At 67.7% G+C, this 20,559-nt stretch carries 21 protein-coding genes and 1 tRNA gene; 10 read left to right on the forward strand and 12 right to left on the reverse strand.

The features are described from left to right. Positions 1 to 228 precede the first annotated feature (228 nt). Positions 229 to 351 carry a hypothetical protein gene (locus tag KQ305_RS14940; protein WP_259726193.1) on the forward strand — a complete coding sequence of 41 codons (123 nt, stop codon included), beginning with the start codon at positions 229 to 231 and terminating at the stop codon, positions 349 to 351. A gap of 276 nt (positions 352 to 627) precedes the next feature. Here the strand turns inward: KQ305_RS14940 and KQ305_RS14945 are convergent. The 3 genes from KQ305_RS14945 to KQ305_RS14955 form a co-directional block, all read right to left on the reverse strand. Further along, positions 628 to 699 (reverse strand) — tRNA-Gly (locus KQ305_RS14945). A gap of 62 nt (positions 700 to 761) precedes the next feature. Continuing rightward, a complete protein-coding gene (locus tag KQ305_RS14950; RefSeq protein WP_259726194.1) occupies positions 762 to 1,229 on the reverse strand; it encodes a hypothetical protein in 468 nt (155 codons plus the stop codon). Positions 1,230 to 1,305: 76 nt separating this feature from the next. Beyond that, on the reverse strand, positions 1,306 to 2,457 hold the full coding sequence (locus tag KQ305_RS14955) for an alanine--glyoxylate aminotransferase family protein (protein WP_259726195.1): 1,152 nt from the start codon (positions 2,455 to 2,457) through the stop codon (positions 1,306 to 1,308). A 79-nt stretch (positions 2,458 to 2,536) separates the two neighbouring features. Here KQ305_RS14955 and cbiD point away from each other — a divergent pair, with 79 nt between their 5' ends. From cbiD to mrdA, 5 genes are all read left to right on the forward strand, one after another. Continuing rightward, positions 2,537 to 3,670, forward strand: a complete 1,134-nt coding sequence (gene cbiD / locus KQ305_RS14960; protein WP_259726255.1) for a cobalt-precorrin-5B (C(1))-methyltransferase CbiD — start codon at positions 2,537 to 2,539, stop codon at positions 3,668 to 3,670. A gap of 47 nt (positions 3,671 to 3,717) precedes the next feature. Continuing rightward, on the forward strand, positions 3,718 to 5,337 hold the full coding sequence (gene guaA / locus KQ305_RS14965) for a glutamine-hydrolyzing GMP synthase (RefSeq protein WP_259726196.1): 1,620 nt from the start codon (positions 3,718 to 3,720) through the stop codon (positions 5,335 to 5,337). A 123-nt stretch (positions 5,338 to 5,460) separates the two neighbouring features. Beyond that, positions 5,461 to 6,042 carry a hypothetical protein gene (locus KQ305_RS14970; RefSeq protein WP_259726256.1) on the forward strand — a complete coding sequence of 194 codons (582 nt, stop codon included), beginning with the start codon at positions 5,461 to 5,463 and terminating at the stop codon, positions 6,040 to 6,042. 52 nt (positions 6,043 to 6,094) lie between these two features. Further along, complete coding sequence (locus tag KQ305_RS14975; protein ID WP_259726197.1) at positions 6,095 to 6,505, forward strand: hypothetical protein; 411 nt, start codon at positions 6,095 to 6,097, stop codon at positions 6,503 to 6,505. Continuing rightward, on the forward strand, positions 6,505 to 8,286 hold the full coding sequence (gene mrdA, locus KQ305_RS14980; RefSeq protein WP_259726198.1) for a penicillin-binding protein 2: 1,782 nt from the start codon (positions 6,505 to 6,507) through the stop codon (positions 8,284 to 8,286). Before KQ305_RS14975 ends, mrdA begins: the two co-directional genes overlap by 1 nt. Here the strand turns inward: mrdA and KQ305_RS14985 are convergent. From KQ305_RS14985 to KQ305_RS15000, 4 genes are all read right to left on the reverse strand, one after another. After that, positions 8,273 to 9,391 carry a glycosyltransferase family 1 protein gene (locus tag KQ305_RS14985; protein ID WP_259726199.1) on the reverse strand — a complete coding sequence of 373 codons (1,119 nt, stop codon included), beginning with the start codon at positions 9,389 to 9,391 and terminating at the stop codon, positions 8,273 to 8,275. The two genes, mrdA and KQ305_RS14985, sit on opposite strands and share 14 nt — an antisense overlap. A 10-nt stretch (positions 9,392 to 9,401) precedes the next feature. Beyond that, positions 9,402 to 10,598 carry an NAD-dependent epimerase/dehydratase family protein gene (locus KQ305_RS14990; protein WP_259726200.1) on the reverse strand — a complete coding sequence of 399 codons (1,197 nt, stop codon included), beginning with the start codon at positions 10,596 to 10,598 and terminating at the stop codon, positions 9,402 to 9,404. A gap of 68 nt (positions 10,599 to 10,666) precedes the next feature. Next, on the reverse strand, positions 10,667 to 10,831 hold the full coding sequence (psb34, locus tag KQ305_RS14995; RefSeq protein WP_094587070.1) for a photosystem II assembly protein Psb34: 165 nt from the start codon (positions 10,829 to 10,831) through the stop codon (positions 10,667 to 10,669). A 58-nt stretch (positions 10,832 to 10,889) separates the two neighbouring features. Next, positions 10,890 to 11,711, reverse strand: coding sequence for a thiazole synthase (locus tag KQ305_RS15000; protein WP_259726201.1), 822 nt, complete (start codon positions 11,709 to 11,711; stop codon positions 10,890 to 10,892). 66 nt (positions 11,712 to 11,777) lie between these two features. Here KQ305_RS15000 and KQ305_RS15005 point away from each other — a divergent pair, with 66 nt between their 5' ends. Further along, positions 11,778 to 12,347, forward strand: coding sequence for a hypothetical protein (locus KQ305_RS15005; RefSeq protein WP_259726202.1), 570 nt, complete (start codon positions 11,778 to 11,780; stop codon positions 12,345 to 12,347). Positions 12,348 to 12,363: 16 nt separating this feature from the next. Here the strand turns inward: KQ305_RS15005 and KQ305_RS15010 are convergent, their stop codons facing one another. The 3 genes from KQ305_RS15010 to rpmI form a co-directional block, all read right to left on the reverse strand. After that, a complete protein-coding gene (locus tag KQ305_RS15010; RefSeq protein WP_259726203.1) occupies positions 12,364 to 12,927 on the reverse strand; it encodes a tetratricopeptide repeat protein in 564 nt (187 codons plus the stop codon). Between the two features lie 37 nt (positions 12,928 to 12,964). Next, positions 12,965 to 13,312 carry a 50S ribosomal protein L20 gene (gene rplT, locus KQ305_RS15015; protein ID WP_254959258.1) on the reverse strand — a complete coding sequence of 116 codons (348 nt, stop codon included), beginning with the start codon at positions 13,310 to 13,312 and terminating at the stop codon, positions 12,965 to 12,967. Positions 13,313 to 13,374: 62 nt separating this feature from the next. Continuing rightward, the gene (gene rpmI, locus KQ305_RS15020) at positions 13,375 to 13,575 is read right to left on the reverse strand and encodes a 50S ribosomal protein L35 (RefSeq protein ID WP_015109851.1); all 201 of its coding nucleotides are present in this window, start codon (positions 13,573 to 13,575) and stop codon (positions 13,375 to 13,377) included. Between the two features lie 70 nt (positions 13,576 to 13,645). Here rpmI and KQ305_RS15025 point away from each other — a divergent pair, with 70 nt between their 5' ends. The 3 genes from KQ305_RS15025 to KQ305_RS15035 all read left to right on the forward strand — a co-directional run bounded on the left by KQ305_RS15025 (position 13,646) and on the right by KQ305_RS15035 (position 17,813). Continuing rightward, the gene (locus KQ305_RS15025; RefSeq protein WP_259726204.1) at positions 13,646 to 15,235 is read left to right on the forward strand and encodes a SpoIID/LytB domain-containing protein; all 1,590 of its coding nucleotides are present in this window, start codon (positions 13,646 to 13,648) and stop codon (positions 15,233 to 15,235) included. Between the two features lie 25 nt (positions 15,236 to 15,260). Then, the gene (locus KQ305_RS15030; RefSeq protein WP_259726257.1) at positions 15,261 to 16,667 is read left to right on the forward strand and encodes a glycosyltransferase family 2 protein; all 1,407 of its coding nucleotides are present in this window, start codon (positions 15,261 to 15,263) and stop codon (positions 16,665 to 16,667) included. Between the two features lie 201 nt (positions 16,668 to 16,868). Further along, the gene (locus tag KQ305_RS15035; RefSeq protein WP_259726205.1) at positions 16,869 to 17,813 is read left to right on the forward strand and encodes a glycosyltransferase family 2 protein; all 945 of its coding nucleotides are present in this window, start codon (positions 16,869 to 16,871) and stop codon (positions 17,811 to 17,813) included. A gap of 21 nt (positions 17,814 to 17,834) precedes the next feature. Here KQ305_RS15035 and KQ305_RS15040 read toward each other — a convergent pair whose 3' ends face one another. After that, complete coding sequence (locus KQ305_RS15040) at positions 17,835 to 19,643, reverse strand: DNA polymerase III subunit gamma/tau (RefSeq protein WP_259726206.1); 1,809 nt, start codon at positions 19,641 to 19,643, stop codon at positions 17,835 to 17,837. A gap of 113 nt (positions 19,644 to 19,756) precedes the next feature. Then, positions 19,757 to 20,488: a lecithin retinol acyltransferase family protein gene (locus KQ305_RS15045; RefSeq protein WP_259726207.1), complete on the reverse strand. Its 732-nt coding sequence runs from the start codon at positions 20,486 to 20,488 to the stop codon at positions 19,757 to 19,759. Between the last annotated feature and the right edge of the window lie 71 nt (positions 20,489 to 20,559).

Consider the following 20,559-nt stretch of genomic DNA (forward strand, 5'->3'; position numbering starts at 1 on the left):
AGTAAGATTTTAAAACGAAGGGTCTGTTGAATGCCAACGGACCCGTTGTGAATGTCTTCAGATACTGCGAAACTCTCGCCGGTCATGATTGTCTCTAGCCCGTCTGCTCCCGTCACCTTGACGTTGGAATCGTCCGCACGTCCAAGGTCCAGCGTCTCACCGCTGTCCGACACCACTGCCCGCCAACGCCTACTGCTCCAGGCGTCCACCCTCAACGAACAGGCTCGGATGGCGGCCACTGAGGGTGATCTTGACGCTTCGGCCCGGGCGATTCTCGAGGCCCTTGATTGCGAACGTCGCGCTGGCGGCCTGGGTCTGCAGGTGCTCCAGTTGATCAAGCCCCGGGCCTGAGCAAGTAGCCCTGCTCAACCTCCGGGCGTGGAAGACGACGCGCGGCTAGAGGCAGGTTCTGAGGCCGCCATTGTCTTCAGGGTGCAGACACGGAGAACCTCTGTGCTGGGCTGCCCGCGCCAGTCATGTTCCGAGCCTCCCAGATTGATGGGAACGCATGGTGCGAAATGGCGCAGAATAACCTATACAACGAAGTGGCCATCTGCCCTGAGAATAAAAAAATAGGTCAGTTCTTAAAAGATATCTCCTGCTCGTTTTCGTTTGGATTCTTCATCAAGCGGGTGACCGGATTCGAACCGGCGACGTTCAGCTTGGGAAGCTGACATTCTACCACTGAATTACACCCGCATCGCATTACACTAGCAAGGCTCTGGGCGCCATTCGGGCGCCCAGAGCCACTGCGCCGCCCGTCAGGGCTTGCTGGGGGCCGCCGGAGCCGGCTCCTCGCACTGCACGGCGGCGGAGAGCGCCCTGCGGGCGGCGATCACTGCCAGGGCCTTTGGCTTCAGCTCATTGGCGGCCTGTTCAAGCGTCTGTGTCTTGTTGGCGGAGGCTTTGGCCACTTCCCCGCGGAAGCCATCAAGCAGCTTGCGGAAGGCCTCCACCCGCAGCTTCTGCAGCTGGTTCTCCGAGGTCTGCAGGGCCGCGATCGACTGCTCCAGCTTCTGCTGGGCCGCCTTGGCTTCACCCACGGTAGAGGAGGGCGACAGGGCAGCCACCTGCTCCAGGGCCTGGTTCACCGTGGTCAGCTCGGTGCAGATCCTGGCTTCGGTCTTCTTGGTCTGCTGGGGGAGGTCGGCGCGCTGGCAGCCGGCGGCCGCGAGGCTCAGGCTGAGGGCGGCGGCGAGGGGAAGGCGTCGCAGGGCAGCAAGGGTCATGGCGTCAAAAGCGTCCACCATGAACCTAATTCGCCCCTTGCCACCCCGCCACCCCGCCACGCGGCTGTTCAGCCACTCAGCCGGCCAGGGCCGCCGCCGCCGCCGCCACGCCCGCGCCGGTGGGCGCCTTGGCCAGGCCCAGGGCCTGCAGGGTGGCCTCGATGGCTGCCACGGCCGTGAGCACATCGCGGTCGCAGACGAAGCCCAGGTGGCCGATGCGGAACACCTTGCCCTTGAGGTGGTCCTGGCCGCCGGCCAGCAGGATGTCGAAACGCTCCTTGACGTGCTTGCGCAGAAGCTCGGCATCGATGCCCTCCGGGGCCACCGCGGTGATGGCCGGGCTGCCATGGCCCTCGGCCGCGTAGAGCGGCAGACCAATCGCCTTCATCGCCGCCTGGGTGGCGCGCCGATGACGATCGTGGCGGGCGAAGATGGCCTCCAGGCCCTCCTTCTGCATCATGCCCAGGGCGGCTTCAAGGGCGAAGTAGAGGTTGATCGCCGGGGTGAAGGGGTTGCTGTCGTCATCGGCCGCCTTGCGGTACTTGCCCAGATCCAGATAGAACTTGGGCAGGTCGGAGCGCTCGTACGCCGTCCAGGCTCGCTCGCTCATGGCGACGAAGCTCAGGCCCGGCGGCATCATGTAGCCCTTCTGGGAGCCGGAGCCGACCACGTCCACGCCCCAGGCATCCATGGGCACGTCGCAGGCCCCCAGGCTGGTGACGCAGTCGGCGATGGTGAGCGCCGTGCCGTGGGCCTTCACGTATCCGGAGATGGCCTGCAGGTCGTTGATCACCCCGGTGGAGGTTTCCGAGTGGGTGAGGATCACGCCCCGGATCTCTTTGGCGGTGTCGGCCTCGAGGGCGGCGCGGAAGGCCTCCGGATCGAGGGGCTGGCCCCAGTCCGCCTTGATCACTTCCACGTTGAGCCCGTAGGCCTTCGCCACCTTCACCCAGCGTTCGCCGAACTTGCCGTTGTCGCCGCAGAGCACCTTGTCGCCGCGGCTGAGGGTGTTGACGATCGCCGCCTCCATCGCCGCGGTGCCGCTGCCGGTGAGCACCAGCACGTGGCCCTTGGTCTGGTGCAGCCACTGCAGCTGCTCGGTGGTGCGGCGCACGATCTTCTGGAAATCGCCGCTGCGGTGGCCGATCGGATGGCGGGCCATGGCCTGCAGGACGGTCTCCGGCACCGGGGTGGGGCCGGGGATCATCAGTGTGAGCTTGTCCTGCATGAGCGGTGGGGAACGAAGGAGCGCGGCCCGGCGGAGGCAAGGCGATCGACCACCATAAAAAACAGCGTTCCCGTCGGCCATCGATTCCCTGCGCCCCCCCCCTGCGCCCCAGCGGGGATTCACCCTGCCGGTGTGGCTGGCGGCCGCGGCCCGCGCCGCCCTCGGGGCCCTGCAAGGGGAGCCCTTCAACGCCGCCGTGCCCCTGGAACTCCTGCAGCCGCAGGGGGTGGTGCCGATTCCGGTGCGGGCCGCCGCGCGGCTGGGGGAGGGGCTGGCCCTGGGGGAAAGCTGCTGTGATCCGGGCGAGGGGCTCGACCTCACCCGCGGCCTGGTGGTGTGGGTGCTGGCGCGGTGGCTTCCAGGCGACGGGCCCTGGCTGCAGTTGGAGCCAGGCGAGGGGGTGGGGGTGCACGAGGCCAGCGGCGAGGCCTGTCTGTCTGCCTATGCCCAGCAGCTGCTGGAGACCAACCTGCGGCCCCTGGTGCCGGCCGGCGGCCGTCTGGGGCTCACCCTGGTGCTTCCCGACGGCCGCCGTCTGGCGGAGCGCACCAGCAATGCGGCCTTCGGCGTGGTGGACGGGCTGGCCCTGATCGGCACCCAGGCCGAGGTGCAGGCGGGCGCGGACCCGGACCAGCTCGCCCACACCCTGGCGGATCTGGCCGGCCGGGTTGCCGCGCCGGGATTCAACGGCGACCTTGTGCTGGTGATCGGCGAGAACGGCCTCGATTTGGCCCCGCGGCTGGGACTGCCGCCGGAGCTGCTGCTCAAGGCGGGCAACTGGCTTGGGCCGGTGCTGGTGGCGGCTGCCGAAGCGGGGGTGGAACGGCTGCTGCTGTTCGGCTACCAGGGCAAGCTGATCAAGCTGGCCGGCGGCATCTTTCACACCCATCACCACCTGGCCGATGGCCGCGCCGAGGTGCTCACCGCCCTCGCCGCCCTGGAGGGGGCCACCGGCGCCACCCTCGCCGCCCTCCACGGGGCCGCCACGGTGGAGGCCGCCCTGGCTGGCCTGGAGCAGGCCGATCCGGACCTGGCCGGGCGCCTGCGGGCCCGCATCGCCGCCACCATCGAAAGCCGTTGCCAGGCCTACCTGGCCAGCCACGGTGCCCCGCCGATCGCCGTGGGGGCAGCCCTGTTCGATCGCGCTCGCCAGGTGAGGGTCTGCGGTCCGGTGGGGGCGGGGCTGATGGAGCGTTTCAGGGGCGCGACTTAGGGTGCTGGCACCGATACCGGGCCCCGGCCCTGGCCGCCTTCGAGCCGATGTCCCAAACGCCGCAGACCGCTCCACCGGGTTCGGAACGGGACCATGCCAGCGGTTCCAGCCGTCCTCCGGCCATCGTCATCCTGGATTTCGGTTCCCAGTACTCCGAACTGATCGCCCGCCGGGTGCGGGAGACGGAGGTCTTCTCCCTGGTGATGGGGTATGCCACCACCGCCGCGGAACTGAAGGCCATGGCCCCGAAGGGCATCATCCTCAGCGGCGGTCCCAGTTCCGTCTACGAGGAGGGGGCCCCTTCCTGCGACCCCGGCCTCTGGGACCTGGGCATCCCGGTGCTGGGGGTCTGCTACGGCATGCAGCTGATGGTGCAGCAGCTGGGCGGATCGGTGGTGGCGGCCGGCCGGGCTGAGTACGGCAAGGCACCGCTGCATGTCGACGACCCGGTCGATCTGCTCACCAACGTCGCCAGTGGCTCGACGATGTGGATGAGCCACGGTGATTCGGTGGAGGCCCTGCCGGACGGCTTCGTGCGGCTCGCCCACACCGACAACACCCCCGAGGCCGCGGTGGCCGACCATGCCCGCCGCCTGTACGGGGTGCAGTTCCACCCGGAGGTGGTGCACTCCACCGGCGGCATGGTGATGATCCGTAATTTCGTTTATCACATCTGCGGCTGCACCCCCGACTGGACCACCGCCGCCTTCATCGACGAGGCCATCGGCGAGGTGCGTGCCCAGGTGGGCGAGAAAAGGGTGCTGCTGGCCCTCTCGGGCGGAGTCGATTCCTCCACCCTGGCCTTTCTGCTGCACCAGGCGATCGGCGATCGCCTCACCTGCATGTTCATCGACCAGGGCTTCATGCGCAAAGGTGAGCCGGAGTTCCTGATGGAGTTCTTCGATCACCAGTTCCACATCAACGTGGAATACATCAATGCCCGTGAGCGCTTCATCTCCAAGCTCGCCGGCATCACCGACCCCGAGGAGAAGCGCAAGATCATCGGCACCGAGTTCATCCGGGTGTTCGAGGAGGAAAGCCGTCGCCTCGGCCCCTTCGACTACCTGGCCCAGGGCACGCTCTATCCGGATGTGATCGAATCGGCCGGCACCAACGTGGACCCCAAGACCGGCGAGCGGGTGGCGGTGAAGATCAAGAGCCACCACAACGTGGGCGGCCTGCCGAAGGATCTGCAGTTCAAGCTGGTCGAACCGCTGCGTCGCCTGTTCAAAGACGAGGTGCGCAAGGTGGGCCGCAGCCTGGGTCTGCCCCAGGAAATCGTCGGGCGCCACCCGTTTCCGGGCCCCGGCCTGGCGATCCGCATCCTGGGGGAGGTCAACGATGACAAGCTCGACATCCTGCGGGATGCCGATCTGATCGTGCGCGAGGAGGTGCGCGACGCCGGCCTCTACAACGAGATCTGGCAGGCCTTCGCCGTGCTGCTGCCGGTGCGCAGCGTCGGTGTGATGGGTGACAAGCGCACCTACGCCTATCCGATCGTGCTGCGCTGCGTCTCCTCCGAGGACGGCATGACCGCCGACTGGTCGCGCCTGCCCTACGACCTGTTGGAGCTGATCTCCAACCGCATTGTCAATGAGGTGCGAGGGGTGAACCGGGTGGTGCTCGACATCACCAGCAAGCCCCCCGGCACGATCGAGTGGGAGTAGGCGGGTCCCCAGGCTGGCCCCCGGGGGCCAACTTCGATAACGTCGGCGCCCGGCCTTTGCTCCGTGCCTTCCGTCTCCCCCGTCGTCGCTGGCAGCCCTGCCGGGGCTGAGCACGACCCCCAGATGCACCGGCGTCTGCAGCAGGACAGCATCCTGCTGGCCGGCAAGACCGTCTTCCTCAATCCCTTCCTCTACTGGCGTCGTTTTGATGCCAACACCGACCGCTGGCTGCGGGAACCCGGCCAGCTGCCGGAGGAGCAGATCCGCAGCAACCGCCTGCGCTTCTATCCCGAACTCGACTGGGAGGGGCTGGATCCGGCCGACCTGGCGGTGAAGGAGGGGGCAGTGGAGATGTTCCTCAAGAGCCTGGAGCTGATCAGCACCTTCAACCCCGACCTCAGCGCCGGCCACCTGCTGGAGGTGGAGCGCAAGATGGCTGTCACCAAGAAGAAGGCCTTCGAGCGCTGGGTGGCCCGGGCCCTCGACCGTCGCGGCAAGGAAAGCCTGCGGGAGCGGCGCCGCTTCGATCGCGACCGCCTGCTGCGGGGCTGGATGGAGTGGCTCTCCCTCGAGGGCACCCGCCAGGCCCTGCTGCCCTTCAGCGTCCTGCTGGTGCTGGCCGTCGCCGGCGGCTGGTGGCTCGGCAGCACCCGCTTCTGCAGCCAGGTGATCGTCGATCCCGGCGTTCAGCGTCCCGCACCCTGAAGCGGGCCGTTCCGCACGTCAGACTGGACAGCCTGGCCCCTTTGGCGACGTCATGGCTGCCGACCCTCTTGATTCCCTGCGTCTGGCCCTGATGCAGGACGTGCTTCCAGTCGGACTGGCGGTGGTGGAGCGGGCCCGCAAGGGGGGGCCGGCCGAGGTGATCGCCGCCTTCAACGGCAGCAGTGCTGACCCCCTCAGCCAGCTGCGCCAGGAGGGAGAACCCGCAGCCAGCCAGGTGCGTGAGAACCTCGACCGCTTCCAGCCCGGTCTGGGCAACCCGGTGATGAAGGTGGAGGTGCGCGACGTCGCCGCCGAGGCTGGGGACGCCGTGGGTGGCCCCGAAGCGCCTACCCCCGCCTGGGAGGCCCCGCCGCCGCCCACCCCCGCCGATCCGGCTGAACTGCTGGCGGCCCTGGGGCGTATTGAGGAGCGGCTGGCCCTGCTCCAGAGCCGGCTGGCCTGATGGTGCGCGCTGCCGGCGGCGGGCTCGGTCCCTCCTCCACCCGCCACAGCGGGGCGGGGCACCAGGCCGCCCTCCTGCTCACCTTCATGCTGCTGGTGCTGGCCGCCATGCTCGGGCGGCTGGCCTGGCTCCAGCTGCTGCATGGGGCCGAGAACCGGGCCATGGCCGACGAGAACCGGATCCGCCTGTTGCCGCGGAACCCGGTGCGCGGGCGCCTGCTGGATCGCAAGGGCCGGGTGCTGGCCACCAATCGCCTCACCTACAACCTTTATCTCCAGCCCCTCCAGGTCGATGACCGCCGTTGGCCCGAGCTGCGCGACCGGCTGGCCACCCTGCTGGGGCTCTCCACCGACCGGCTTGAGGCCCAGCGCAAGAGCGGCGCCAACGCCGAGGGTTTCCGCATCCCCCTGGCTCTCTCGCTCACCCCCGTGCAGGTACTGCGCTTCCGGGAGCAGGCCGGCTCCCTGCAGGGGGCGGAGGTGTCCGAGGACGTGCTCCGCGCCTACCCCGACGGCAGCCTGGGGGCCCATGTGATGGGCTACACCAGCAGCATCACCGAGGAGGAGTACGCCGCCCTCAAGGACCACGGCTACCGCATCAGCGACCGCATCGGCCGCAGCGGGCTGGAGAAGGTCTACGAAACCCACCTGCGTGGCGAGTGGGGCGGCCAGCAGCTGGAGGTGAATGCCGAGGGCCAGGTGCAGCGCGTGCTGGGGGACAAGCCCGCCAAGGCCGGCAAGGATCTGCGCCTCACCCTCGATCTCGACCTGCAGCGCGCGGCGGAGAGGGCCCTCGACGGGGTGCGCAAGGGGGCGATCGTGGCCATGGACCCCCAGACCGGTGCCGTGCGGGCCATGGCCAGCCGGCCCAACTTCGATCCCAACATTTTCTCCGACGGCCCCACCACGGCCCAGTGGAACAGCCTCAACCGGCCGGAGGCGCCGATGCTGAACCGGGCTTTCCAGGGCTTCCCGCCCGCCAGCACCTTCAAGATCGTCACCACGATCGCCGGCATCGAGTCCGGCAAGCTCAACGAGACCTCCACCGTGCCGACGGTGGGCTCCTTCTGCTACTACGGCCAGTGCTATGCCGACCATGGCTCCTTCGGCAGCATTGGCTTCCCCTTCGCCCTTGGGGTGAGCAGCAACAGCTTCTTCTACAAGGTGGGGCTGATGGTCGGTCCTGACGAGCTGTTCAAGGCCGCCCGCCGCATGGGCTACGGCAGCCGCACCGGCAGCGAATTGGCCGCTGAGGAATCCCCTGGACTGCTGGGGGATCCGGCCTGGAAGAAGGAGGTGCTGGGCGAACCCTGGACCCCGGTCGACACGATCACCTCCTCGATCGGCCAGGGCGCGGTGACCGTGACACCGCTGCAGATGGCCCGTCTCTACGCGGCCGTGGCCAACGGCGGCTGGCTGGTGACCCCCCACCTGGTGGAGCGCGATTACCCCCGGAAATGGCTGGGGCTGAAGCCGGCCACCCTGAGGGTGCTGCATGCCGGCCTGCGCCAGGCGGTCACCTCCGGCACGGCCACCATCCTCAACGACCCCAGCCTGCCGCCCGTGGCCGGCAAGACCGGCACCGCTGAGGACCCCCCCCGTCCCGACCACGCCTGGTTCGGCGGCTACGCCCCGGCCACCGGCAAGCCCACCCTGGTGATCGTCGCCTTTGGCGAGAACTCCGGGGGGTACGGCGGCACGGTGGCGGCGCCGATGGTGAAGGCCCTGATGAGCGTCTGGTTCCGGGGCGTGAAACCGCCAGCGGCGCTCAAGCCGGGATGAGCACCTGGCGGTAATAGCCCTGCAGCTGGGCGGTGGCGCTGGGCCAGCCCCAGCGTTCGGCCTCCTCGCGGGCGGCCAGACGCAGCTGGCGGCGGGCGGCCGGATCCCCCAGCAGCCGTTCGACGGCGGTGGGCAGGCTGGCGGGCTGGTCGGGGTCGTAGAGGCAGCCGTTGACGCCGTCACTGACGATGTCGGGGATGCCACCCCGGTTGGCCCCCACCACCGGGCAGCCGGCGGCCATGGCCTCGAGCAGCACCAGGCCAAGGGTTTCGGTGCTGGACGGGAACAGGAACGCATCGCCGCTGGCATAGGCCGAGGCCAGCTCCTCGCCGGCCAGGTAGCCCACGAAGGTGGTGGCGGTGCCTTCGAAATGGCGCTCCAGCTGCTGGCGGTGGGGACCGTCCCCCACCAGGGCCAGGCGGGTCTGGGGCATGGCTTCGAGCACCGGCCGGATCCGGTCGATCTGCTTCTCCGCTGAGAGCCGGCCGATGTAGAGCAGGAGATGGCCTGTGTCGTCGTGCCCGCCATGCAGCCGCTGACGCATGGCGGCGGAGGCCAGTTCAGGGCGGAACAGGTCGGTATCGACGCCGCGCTGCCACAGGGCCGTGTGCTGGATGCCCCTGGAGGCCAGCTCCTCCACCATGGCTGTGGAGGTGCAGAGATTGAGCTGGGCCTGGTTGTGGGCGGCCTTGAGCAGTTCCCACAGCAGGGGCTCCAGCATTCCCATGCCGTAGTGCTCCAGGTACTTGGGCAGGTGGGTGTGGTAGCTGGCCACCAGCGGCAGACCGCGGCTGCGGGCCAGCCAGATCCCCCCCAGGCCGAGCACGGCGGGGTTCACCACGTGGACCAGATCGGGTCCGAAGCGATCGAGGGCCTCGGAGACCGCCGGCCGCGGCAGGGCCAGCTTCAGTTCCGGGTAGAGGGGCAGCGGCATCGCCGGCACCCCCACAACCCGGGCACCCATGTACGACTCTGGGGCCCCTTCAGGGCAGAAGATCAGCACCTCATCGCCGGCCGCCACCAGTTGCTGCACCGTCTTGGTGAGTCGCGTGACGATGCCATCCACCTTCGGCAGGAAGGTTTCGGTGAAAAAGGCGATCTTCACAGGCTGGTGATCAGGCGAAGGCCTTGATCGCTTCGGCCTGGCGCTGGGTCCAGGCCGAGAGGCAGGGGATCTTGGAGCGGTCGCAGCGGTCGGCCCAGCGGCGGGCCACGTCCACCACCTCGGCCAGGAGACCGTCATCGAGGGTGGTGGGCTTGAGGCCCAGCTCGATGAAGCAGCGGTTGTCGACGATCAGATCGTTTTCGATCGCCTCCTTACGCGGGTTGGGCAGGTAGTTGATCTCGGCGTCGGTCAGGGCGGCCACCTTGCGGGCCAGTTCACCCACCTGGTGGCTCTCGGTCATCTGGTTGAAGATCTTCACCTTCTCGCCGGGCTCGGGGGGGTGTTCCAGGGCCAGTTGGACGCAGCGCACCGAATCGCGGATGTGGATGAAGGCCCGGGTCTGGCCGCCGGTGCCGTGCACGGTGAGGGGATAGCCGATCGCCGCCTGCATCAGGAAGCGGTTCAGCACCGTGCCGTAGTCGCCGTCGTAGTCGAAGCGGTTGGTGAGTCGCGGATCCCGCTGGGTGAGGTCGGTGTTGGTCCCCCAGACGATGCCCTGGTGCAGGTCGGTGACCCGGATGGCGTCGTTCTTGTTGTAGTAGAAGAACAACAGTTGATCCAGCGTCTTGGTCATGTGATAGACGCTGCCTGGATCCGTGGGGTGCAGGATCTTCTCGGTGAAGCAGGTGCCGTCGGGCTGGGGCACTTCCACCGTGAGGTAGCCCTCCGGGATCGTGGCGCCGCGGTGCGACCCGTAGCCGTAGACGCCCATGGTGCCGAGGTGCACGATGTGGACGTCAAGGCCGCTGTCGACGATGGCCGCCAGCAGGTTGTGGGTGCCGTTGACGTTGTTGTCGACGGTGTAGCGCTTGGTGGCGCTGCTCTTCATCGAGTAGGGGGCGGCCCGTTGCTCGGCGAAGTGGACGATGGCCGAGGGGCGCTCGCTGCGCAGCAGCTCGAGCAGCCGGTCGTACTCCCGGGCGATGTCGAGGTGCACGAAGCGCATCGTGCGGCCGCCCACCTGGTCCCAGGCCCGCAGGCGGTCCTGGATGGTGGCGATCGGCGTGAGCGACTCGACGCCCAGGTCGATATCGATCTTGCGCCGACTGAGGTTGTCGACGACGACGACGTCATGTCCGGCTTCGGCCAGGTTCACGGCACAGGGCCAACCACAGAAGCCGTCGCCGCCGAGAACGAGAACCTTCACCCCAGACTCCTGAACGAGCAGTTGCTCAGACGGGCAAGCTACTACAGGCCTCAGATGGCCCCCGGGCCTCAGCTGATGCCGGCCGCCACCGCCACCATCACGGCCACCAGCACGAGGCCGCCGATCAGCAGCATCCGGTTGGCGCCGCTGGTCTCCCCCTCCTCCTGCAGCACCATGCGGGGCTCCTTGGCGAAGGCGTTCAGCTTGCCGCCGTCTTCTTCGGTGACCTGCATGGCTGGGGGATCGGTGTGCGCCAAACCCTATGGAGGGCTGCCTGGATCGGTTTGATCGTCAATGGTTCGTCACACGTCCTTCCATCGGTGAGCTGGGTCTGGCGTCGGCCCGCTGCGGCAGTCGGCCCGCCAGCAGGGCGGTGCGGCCGGCTTCGGTGGCCAGGGCCATGGCCCTCGCCATGGCCGCCGGATCCCCCGCCAGGGCGATGGCGCTGTTGATCAACAGGGCGTCAGCGCCCATCTCCATCGCCTGGGCGGCTTCGCTGGGCACCCCGAGGCCCGCATCCACCACCACCGGGATGCCGGCGCTTTCGATGATCAGGGCGATGTTGGCGGCGTTGCGGAGGCCCTGGCCCGAGCCGATCGGCGACCCCAGCGGCATCACCGTGACGCAGCCGGCCTCCTCCAGCCGCTTGGCCAGCAGGGGATCGGCGTTGATGTAGGGCAGCACGGCGAAGCCTTCCTTCACCAGCTGTTCGGCCGCTTCAAGGGTGCCGAAGGGGTCGGGGAGCAGGTGGCGGGAATCGGGGATCACCTCCAGCTTCACGAAGTTGTTGTCCTCCTGGCCCGCCAGCCGCGCCAGCTCCCGGCCCAGCCGGGCCACCCGCACCGCCTCCTCGGCGGTGGCGCAGCCGGCCGTGTTGGGCAGCATCCAGATCCGGCTCCAGTCGATCGCCTCCATCAGGCCGCCGTGGCCGGGTGCTCCGCTCTGGACCCGCCGGACAGCCACCGTGACGATCTCGCAGCCGCTGGCCTCAAGGCTGGCCTGCATGGCCTCCAGGCTTGGGTACTTGCCGGTGCCGGTCATCAGACGGCTGCGGAAGTGTCGGCCGGCGATCACCAGATCGTCGTGGGAGCTCGGGGTGGTGATGGCGGTCAAGGTCGGAGGCCTGCGGCGGACGGGCGCATCCCGATTAGTCTGCCCTTTGCCAACCAGACCCACGTCATGCCGGTGCCTCTGGCCGCCCTGCCCCTGATGCTCGCCGCCAGCCCGGTGCTTGCCGCCAGCCCCCTGCCGGCTGGCGGCTTTGTGCCCTTCACCGCCCCGGAGATCCAGGCGACCGTCCTGGACGGTGGCGCCAGCGGCGAGGTCGAGACCTTCGATCCGATCGCACGGGCCCGCCTGATCGCCGAGCAGCTGCCCCGTCGCTGGAGCGGCCGGTACCAGTCGTTCAGCGGCGGTCCGACCGTGCCCGTCCAGCTGCGGATCGATGGGGCCACGCCGATGGGTCAGATGGTGGATCTGCGCGGTGCGATGGCGATTGGAGGCGTCGAATCGCCGGTGCAGGGCAACCTCAATGCCAAGTCGGACCAACTTGATCTGCTGCTGCTGGGAGATCCCCTCGGCGGCGCCCTGGAGCCCGGTGGCGCCTTTCAGAGCGTGCAGGGCCTGTCCCTGAGCGGCTGGCGCGCGCCGCGCCTGACCACCCCGGGGGGGCGCCTGCAGTTGATCCCGGAAACGACCGCCACATCCAAACCTGCGCCCGGTCAGCCTGCGGTGCGTGGCCTTTGGTGAACCTGACCCCAGGGCCTCAGAAGGACTTGCCGTTGCCGCTGGTCTCCTGACCACTGCGGCGCTCAAGGATCGAGAGGCGTTTACGGGCTGTCTTGTTGGTGGCCTCCAACTGCAGCACCCGCTCATAGAGGGTCCTGGCTTCGTCAGGCTTCGACTGTTTCTCCAGGGCGAAAGCCAGATTATTGATCGCCACCGGATAGTCGGCCTTGGCCCGTAGGGCGGCCCGGTAGTGGCGCACGGCCGCTGAGTAATTGCTCTGGGCCGCCAGGGTGAAGCCGAGGGCGTTCTCCATCAGGGCCCTCGCCTCAGCGGGAGCGTTCTCGGCGTGAGCCAGCTTCAGGGCCTGCTTGAGATTGGCCTGGGCTTCGACGTAAAGGCGCTTGCGGAGCTGAACAGACGCCAGCTCGTACAGGGTGGAGACATCCCTGGTGGCGCCAGTGGCCTTGTCGTTGCCCCCCAGCCGGGCCATGGCGAGTTCGTCACTCCGGACCCGAAGGATCTGGCGAGCGACCACGAAGGCCGCCACGCCCAGAAGGGCGATCAGGCCAAGCAGGTAGGCCTGGGGCAGCAGGTCGTTCATCGGGGCCGGCCGGACGGTCGGGGCTGGGGGGACGGCGTCAGTGGCCTGCCGCGGTGGCCACGGCGGTGAAGCTGGAGGGATCAGCGACGGCCAGCTGGGCCAGCATCTTGCGATTGAGGCGCACATCGGCGCGCTTGAGACCACCGATCAGCTTGCTGTAGCTGAGGCCGTTCATGCGGGCGGCGGCGTTGATCCTGGCGATCCAGAGGCGGCGGAAATCACGCTTGCGGCGGCGACGGTCGCGGTAGGCGTTGCAGAGGGCCTTCATGACCCGCTGATTGGCGGTACGGAACAGGCTGCCGTTGCTCCCCTGGAAGCCGCGGGCGAGGCGAAGAATTTTGTTGCGGCGTTTGCGGGCGACGTTGCCCCTCTTGACGCGGGCCATGGGAGGTGATCTCTGGGTGGAAAAAAAGGAAAGCGGAAGCTCCGGAGGGAGCTCGGCCGGACTCAGCCGGCGTAGGGCAGCATCCGGGCCACGTTGTCGTGGTCGCGATCGTCAACCACCGCCATGGTCCCCAGATAGCGCTTGCGCTTGGGGCTCTTGTGGTCGAGCAGGTGGTTGAGGAAGGCACGCCGGCGCATGAACTTGCCGGTGCCGGTGGCCTTGAACCGCTTCGCGGCCGCTTTGCGGGTCTTGAGCTTCGGCATCTCGGTAGGCGCAGGCACAAACAAGCACACTACGACGCGGGTGTACCCCCCTCCAACCCCTGCCGTGTCGATGTCGCTGCGTCCCCCTGTTCTGGCCAGGCTGCTGCTGGTGATGGCTCTCCTGTTCCCGACTGGCTGCAGGGCCGATCAGTCGCCACTCCCCCCGCCACCGCCTCCCGCCTCGGACGCTTCTGCCCCTGGGCCAGCCACCTTGATGCACTGGCCGGTGGCCCGGCCGGCCCCGTTGACGGCGGCCAACCCGGTCCTGTGGGTGGCCCTGGCGGCACGGCTGGGTCCGGCTCCGGGGGAGGTCCCGACGGCCCAGCCCCTGCGACTGCGCAGCAGCAGCGGTCTGCTGACCCTGATGGATGCGAACGGGCTGCGCTTCCAGGCCCCCGAGCTGGTGCTGCACTGGCGCCGCGAGGTTCTGGCCCAGCCCACGACGCTGCGGCGCCGCGTGCTGGGGCCGTTTGCCAGCTTCGAGAGCGCTGAGCAGGCGGCTGGGCTCTGGCGCGCCGTGGGGGTGGAGGCCGCGATCGCCAGGCCCCGGGACTGGGAGGTGTGGGCCCCGGCCGGGGCGCCCGATCCTGCCCCCCTTCCCGACGGCGTGCGGCTGACGGGCTTGCAGCGGGTGGTTGCCGAGCGGGTCGGGCTGGAGTTGCGCCGGGCCCAGGGGGTGGTGGCCCTGGCCTCCCCGATCCGGATCGGGGCCCCCGGGGGCCTGCTCTGGAAGCAGGGGGCCTACGCCGGCCCCTTCCAGCTGCTGGCCGATGCCCACGGGGGCTGGAGCCTGGTGGAGCAGGTGCCCCTGGAGCGCTATCTGGAGGGAGTGGTGCCCCACGAGATCGGTGCCGGGGTTCCGGCCGCGGCCCTCGAGGCCCAGGCCGTGCTGGCGCGCACCTGGGCAGTGCGCAACCAGCACCGCTTCGTGGTGGATGGCTACCACCTCTGCGCCGACACCCAGTGCCAGGTGTACAGCGACCCGCGCCACGCCGGCGCCGCCGTGCGCCAGGCCATTGCCGCCACCCGGCTGGCCGTGCTGATGGGCGCCGATGGACCCATCCACGCCGTCTACCACGCCAGCAACGGTGGTGTCAGCGCCGCTTATCCGGAGGCCTGGAACGGCGCGCCGGTCCCCTACCTGACCCCCTTCCCCGACGGGCCCGCCCCCTTCCAGGCCCGGTTCCCCGTGCCCCTGGCCGCCACGGCCCTGCCGACGTTGCTGCGGGACGGGCAAGCGGCCTGGGGGGCTGACCATCCCGTCTTCCGCTGGCAGCGGCAGCTCACGGCCGCCCAGATCGCCGCCGCCCTGGGGCCGGAGCGGGGGGTGGGGCAGCCCACCGCCTTGAAGGTGCTGGCCCGTGGCCCCAGCGGCCGGGTGCTGGCCCTCGAGGTGCAGGGAAGCGAAGGCCGCACCGTGTTGCGGCTGGATGCCATCCGCCGCACCCTGCGCAGCCTGCCCAGCACCCTGTTCACGCTGCAGCCGGCGGGAGCGGGGGTGTGGCGGCTGGTCGGCGGGGGGTTTGGCCACGGGGCCGGTCTCTCCCAGGCTGGAGCCATCGATCTGGCCGGCCGAGGCTGGAGCACGCGCCGGATCCTGGCGCACTACTACCCCGGCACCACGCTGCAACCGCTCGGTGCCGGTGGCGATTCCCCTTAGAGTCACGGCCTGGATGAGGAGCACCATGGCTGCCGGCGGCAGTGACAGCGATCGCCGCCGTGCCAAGGCGGCCCTGTTCCTCGCCTGCTGTGGCTTGGTCGGCATCGCCCCCCACTGGCTGCCCCCCGGCCGCAGTCTTGTGCCGGCGATCACCCTGGCCACCCTGCTGGGCGGGTACAGCCTGCGAACCGTTCTGCTTCAGGCCTTCCGCCGCAGCCGCAGTGAGGAGCCCTCGGAGGATCTTTCGGCTGCTGCCCTTCTGTCGTCGGCGCCTGCGTCAGCGGTTGACGTGGTGGTGGCCGCCCGCGACGAGCAGGCGGTGATTGCCCGCCTGGTGGAGCGCATCGCTGCCCTGAGCTGGCCCGAGGGCCAGCTGACCCTCTGGGTGGTGGATGACGGCAGTGACGATCGCACCCCCGAGCTGCTGGCCGAGCTCCAGGGGCGCCATCCCTTCCTGCGGGTGTTGCGCCGCCCCCGGGATGCGGGGGGCGGCAAGTCAGGCGCCCTGAATCTGGTGCTGCAGCAGCTGGGTGGCCGCTGGATGCTGGTGCTCGATGCGGATGCCGATCTGGAGTCCGATGTGCTCGAGCGCCTCGTGCCGTGGGCCGAGGCGGGTGGCTGGGCGGCGGTGCAGCTGCGCAAGGCGGTGGCCAATGCCCAGACCAACCTGCTCACCACCGCCCAGGCGATGGAGATGGCCTTCGACGCCATGATTCAGGAGGGTCGTCTTGCCAACGGCGGGGTGGCTGAATTGCGTGGCAATGGCCAGCTGCTCTCACGGGAGGCGCTGCTGAAGGTCGGCGGCTTCAACGAGGACACCGTGACCGACGACCTCGACCTCAGCTTCCGCTTCCTGCTCGCGGGCCTGCCGATCGGCGTGCTCTGGGATCCCCCGGTGCAGGAGGAGGCGGTGCTGACATTGCCGGCCCTGTGGCGCCAGCGCCAGCGCTGGGCGGAAGGCGGGCTGCAGCGCTTCTTCGACTACGGCCCCGGCCTGGTCTCCAACCGTCTCGGTTTCAGCCAGAAGCTGGATCTCACCTGCTTTTTCCTGCTGCAGTACGTGCTGCCCGTGGTGGCCAGCGCCGATCTGATCGGCACCGTGCTCACCCGTACGGCGCCCACCATGTGGCCGTTCTCGATCGTGGCCCTGGCCCTCTCGGGCATGGCGATCGCCACGGGCTGCCGGCGGCCATCGGAGGGGCCGCCCCTGCCGGCGATGAACCCCTTCAGTGCGGGGCTGGGCATCCTCTATCTGGTCCACTGGTTCGTGGTGATTCCCTGGGTGACGTTGAAGATGGCCCTGCTGCCCAAGAAGCTGGTCTGGGTCAAGACGCTTCACCTTGGCGGCGACCAATGTGATCTCGCCACGGCTGATGGAAGTTCTACTGAAGACCCAGAAGGCCACTCGGAACTGCTCTCCGAGCCTGGCTGAGCCGACCGACGACAACCGCATGGGCATTGCAAGACTCATGAAATCTGTGGTTCTGTGATTCGCAAGAATGCCAATAGCCTGCTTGCATGAATCCATGAGCTTCAATGATGAACGGGATGACTTCCTGACTCATCATGGTGAGGCGATTTCATCTTTGGATCGAACGGTTTTCTTGCCTGGGCTAGATCTATGAGAGGAGCCATGGTGCCCAGTGTTGATGTTTCTGTCGTCATCCCGTGCTTTAACTCAAGGGATTATGTAGGAGAGGCGATCAGATCCGTGCATTCTTCGCACGGACTGTCGATTGAGGTGATTGTTGTCGATGACGGATCGACTGATGGGTCCTTGGAAGAGTTGAATCGGCTGCGTGAAGCCGAATTTCCATTCCTGAAGATCCTTTCTCATCCAGGACATGTCAACTTTGGGGCCAGCTCATCAAGGTGCCTGGGATTCCATGCTTCCACTGGCCGTTACTTAGCATTTCTAGATGCAGACGATATCTTTATGCTTGACAAGATTGATATTCAGGTTAAAACAATGGATCAACATCCTGATGTTGTGCTGTGTCATGCTGGTGTTCATGTCATCGGGGATGTGGATAAGGCGGCTTTCTTTGAATCCATCTTTTCTCGCAACCCCACCCATCCCTATAGACTGCGCCGTCAGCGAGATTATTTGATCAGGAACAACATCTGTAACTCCTCTGTGGTGGTTCGCTCGTCGGCACTAAAGGGGATTCCATTTTCTTATGTCCAGTTGGCTCAGTATGAGGACTGGTTGTGCTGGTCGCTTCTGGCTGCAAAGGGATACTTTATCTATCTAGATCAGCCTCTTGTTGGCTACCGGGTTCATGGTCATTCGGCGACATCATCGATGGTCAAAGGCAAGCTTCGGCACCTCTATGCATTGCTCGAGTACAAGCTCGTTCTTTTGGCACGCTCTGAATCAGGTATTCATGCACTTCGCGTCTTGTTTTCTCTTTTGGAAACGATACGCCTACTTTTAGTGGAGTACCTATGGGATCCGATGGAACTGGCAGGCAAATCGTCGGGAGTTCGAAAGAACCTTGTTGTTTGGTTCGTCATTGGAGGGGCAAAAGTCATTCGAAAATGTTGGAGCCCTGCTGCGAGAGAATCACGAGCTTAGTGGCAGCTGTCTATTGAGTGATCAAGGACTATCTTCAAAATCTTCAATCACTTCACCTCCGAAGAAGTCTGCAAGAGTTCGAGCTTTCTCGTTAAGGGGCGATTGGGGGTGTGCGCGCATGGGCGATGTGCCCTTGATTTCTTGTTCCACTGGCTCACTTGAAGCGCAATCATATGGTTGCGTTGGGAGAGTTGTTTTGAGGGGTGGAGTGCTGCCAGCCTGAGGAAGTGAGGGAAGAGATCTGCTTATCGGCTGCGGACCACTTCTTTGCTCAGAGGGTGTGAACTCACGCCTGTCCATGGTGATTGGAGGACTGGGCAGTGGCTGTGGGGTTGCTTCTGCCACCCCAGCCTCGAGTGAGAGCTGTCGTGGGCTTCCCAGGGCACTGGCCACCGCTTTCTCCAGCAGGGGAAGGCGGCTCTGAACCATGGCCATCCAGGTGCCAGCCACCCGCACCACCGCCCGACGCTCGTCCAGCCGCAGGAGCTCGGCCTGCTGGGATAGAAGCATCCGGGTGGAGGGCAGTTCCAAGCTGGCCAGGATCTGCTGCCACAGCTCCGCCAGGTTCTCGCTGGCGGGTGCTGCCGCCTCTGGGGACGCCTCTGTGGACCCCGCCTCTGGGGTGACCGCTGGCGCCGCCGCTGCCGTCGGCAAGGGCCGCTCGACGCTGCGGCCTGGCTGATGGACCTCCGCGCCGCCCTGAACGGGGGCTGCCGGGGTAGGGGCGACGGGGGCCGGTTCGGCGAGAAGGCCCAGCAGCAGTACCTCCAGCCACAGCCGCGGTTGGACGCTGTGGCGCAGCTGTTGCTCACTGCCCTTCAGCTGGGACTGCCACCGCAGCAGGCGGGCCTTGCCGATCCCACGGGCGACCTCGGGCAACTGCGGCCGCAGCTCCGGAGACACGCTGGTGAGGTCCAGCCGGTCCGGGGCCACCCCCGCCAGCAGCAGGTCCCGCAGCAGGCTGACCAGGCCCTGAAGCACGGCGGCAGGTTCCCGCCCCCGATCCAGCAGTTCGCGGCAGCCCTCGACCACCTGCAGGGGATCGGTCGCGGCCATGGCGCCAGCCAGCCGCAGCAGCTCCTGATCCGGCACCGCTCCCAGCAGATCCCACACCGCCTCTGCCGCGATCGGCGCCGGCAGCAGGCTGAGCTGGTCCAGCAGGCTTTCGGCATCCCGCAGGCCTCCCTGGGAGCGCTGGGCCACCAGATGCAGGGCCTCCGGGGTGATGCCGATGGACTCCTCGGCGGCGATCCAGTGCAGATGCCCCTCCAGGGCCTCCAGGGGGATGCGACGGAAATCGAAGCGCTGGCAGCGGCTCAAGATGGTGGGCAGCACCCGCTGGGGATCGGTGGTGGCGAGCACGAACACCACCCGCGGCGGGGGTTCCTCCAGCGTCTTGAGCAGGGCGTTGAAGGCGGCAGTGGAGAGCATGTGGCACTCATCCACCACGTAGACCTTCCAGCGGGCCTGGACCGGAGCAAAGCGGGACCGTTCGATCAGTTCGCGGATGTTGTCGACGCCGGTGTTGGAGGCGGCGTCGATCTCGATCACATCGAGGGCGTTGCCGGTGGCAATATCCCTGCACAGCTGGCAGCGGCCGCAGGGTTCCGGGGTCGGGGCCGGGCTGGCCAGGCAGTTGAGCGAACGGGCCAGGATCCGGGCGCTTGAGGTCTTGCCCGTACCCCGCGGGCCGCTGAACAGATAGGCCGGGGCGATGCGGTTCTGGAGCAGGGCCTGGCTGAGGGTGTCGGCGACAGCCTTCTGACCCACCAGCTGGTCGAAACGCTGGGGGCGGTACTTGTGATGAAGGGGCTCGTAGGCCTGGACCATGCACGCTGCCCTGACCGAATGGAGAGCCTAAGGCGGGCTGCCGTCGGCCGATCAGCGGTAGGTCGCCTGGACATGCTCCTGGATGGGCGGATGTCTGTAGCGCCGAAGAAGGGTTACGACTGATCCGCTCCCAGCTCGGCTGTCCCAGGCTCCAGGAGCCGCTGCAACCTGTCTTCCATCTCCTCCACTGCGGCCAGTTGGTCGGCCAGGCTCTGCCCGGCGAGGCGCAGTCGATCGAAGCCGTCGGGACCGGTGCCGATCGCCCCATTCCCTTCCCCCCAGCGCCGTTCGGCCCGGGCCAGCTCCTCCTCGAGGCGCAGCTGCAGCCAGTGCCGCAGGCTGTCGAGCTGCTCAAGGCTGCGCCGGGCGAGGTCCCGGCCTCGGTCCAGTTGCTCGGGGTCGAGTGCGGTGGCCAGGGTCTCGGCGAGGGACTGGCCCTGGCGCAGCAGCACCCGGGCCCCGGTCAGCACGGCGGCAGGCACGAACTGGCCCAGGGCGAGGGCGCCGAGGCTGCCGGTGTGCAGCCAGTCCTCCACCTGGGCGCTGCGGTGCCGACCGGTCTTGCACCAGTGGGCGAAGTGCTCGCAGTTGTTGAACAGCAGGTTGTAGCGCTGCTCGCCGATGCGGCCCATGGCCCGGCGCAGAGTGACACCCACCGCTGAACTGCTCCCTTCGGGGTAGTCGACGGTGCTGATCAGCTCGCCGCGGCTGAAGTCAGCCGGTGGGCTGCGCAGGATCTCCCGGCCCTCCAGGTAGTGGGCCACCGTCCCGTCCCCCAGGTCGATGCCGTGGTGCAGGAACAGGCCGTGCTGGCGGCGGGCCTGCAGGTGATCGGCGGCGGCCAAGGCGAGGTAACAACGGATCCTTCAGCTTCGCGCCGTCGGGCTGCCCCTCCGGGATGGTGCCGGGTACGGAT

The sequence above is a fragment of the Synechococcus sp. CS-1332 genome, from assembly GCF_025127995.1.
In the GTDB taxonomy this organism is placed as follows: domain Bacteria; phylum Cyanobacteriota; class Cyanobacteriia; order PCC-6307; family Cyanobiaceae; genus Cyanobium.

Coding starts and splice junctions, on each gene's coding strand:
- mrdA (WP_259726198.1), top strand. CDS start 6,505: ATGGTGCGCGCTGCCGGCGGCGGGCTCGGTCCCTCCTCCACCCGCCAC.
- KQ305_RS15040 (WP_259726206.1), bottom strand. CDS start 19,643: ATGGTCCAGGCCTACGAGCCCCTTCATCACAAGTACCGCCCCCAGCGT.
- KQ305_RS14950 (WP_259726194.1), bottom strand. CDS start 1,229: ATGACCCTTGCTGCCCTGCGACGCCTTCCCCTCGCCGCCGCCCTCAGC.
- psb34 (WP_094587070.1), bottom strand. CDS start 10,831: ATGCAGGTCACCGAAGAAGACGGCGGCAAGCTGAACGCCTTCGCCAAG.
- KQ305_RS15025 (WP_259726204.1), top strand. CDS start 13,646: ATGTCGCTGCGTCCCCCTGTTCTGGCCAGGCTGCTGCTGGTGATGGCT.
- KQ305_RS14975 (WP_259726197.1), top strand. CDS start 6,095: ATGGCTGCCGACCCTCTTGATTCCCTGCGTCTGGCCCTGATGCAGGAC.
- KQ305_RS14940 (WP_259726193.1), top strand. CDS start 229: ATGGCGGCCACTGAGGGTGATCTTGACGCTTCGGCCCGGGCGATTCTC.
- rpmI (WP_015109851.1), bottom strand. CDS start 13,575: ATGCCGAAGCTCAAGACCCGCAAAGCGGCCGCGAAGCGGTTCAAGGCC.
- guaA (WP_259726196.1), top strand. CDS start 3,718: ATGTCCCAAACGCCGCAGACCGCTCCACCGGGTTCGGAACGGGACCAT.
- KQ305_RS15005 (WP_259726202.1), top strand. CDS start 11,778: ATGCCGGTGCCTCTGGCCGCCCTGCCCCTGATGCTCGCCGCCAGCCCG.
- KQ305_RS14955 (WP_259726195.1), bottom strand. CDS start 2,457: ATGCAGGACAAGCTCACACTGATGATCCCCGGCCCCACCCCGGTGCCG.
- KQ305_RS15010 (WP_259726203.1), bottom strand. CDS start 12,927: ATGAACGACCTGCTGCCCCAGGCCTACCTGCTTGGCCTGATCGCCCTT.
- rplT (WP_254959258.1), bottom strand. CDS start 13,312: ATGGCCCGCGTCAAGAGGGGCAACGTCGCCCGCAAACGCCGCAACAAA.
- KQ305_RS15030 (WP_259726257.1), top strand. CDS start 15,261: ATGGCTGCCGGCGGCAGTGACAGCGATCGCCGCCGTGCCAAGGCGGCC.
- KQ305_RS14970 (WP_259726256.1), top strand. CDS start 5,461: ATGCACCGGCGTCTGCAGCAGGACAGCATCCTGCTGGCCGGCAAGACC.
- KQ305_RS15035 (WP_259726205.1), top strand. CDS start 16,869: ATGGTGCCCAGTGTTGATGTTTCTGTCGTCATCCCGTGCTTTAACTCA.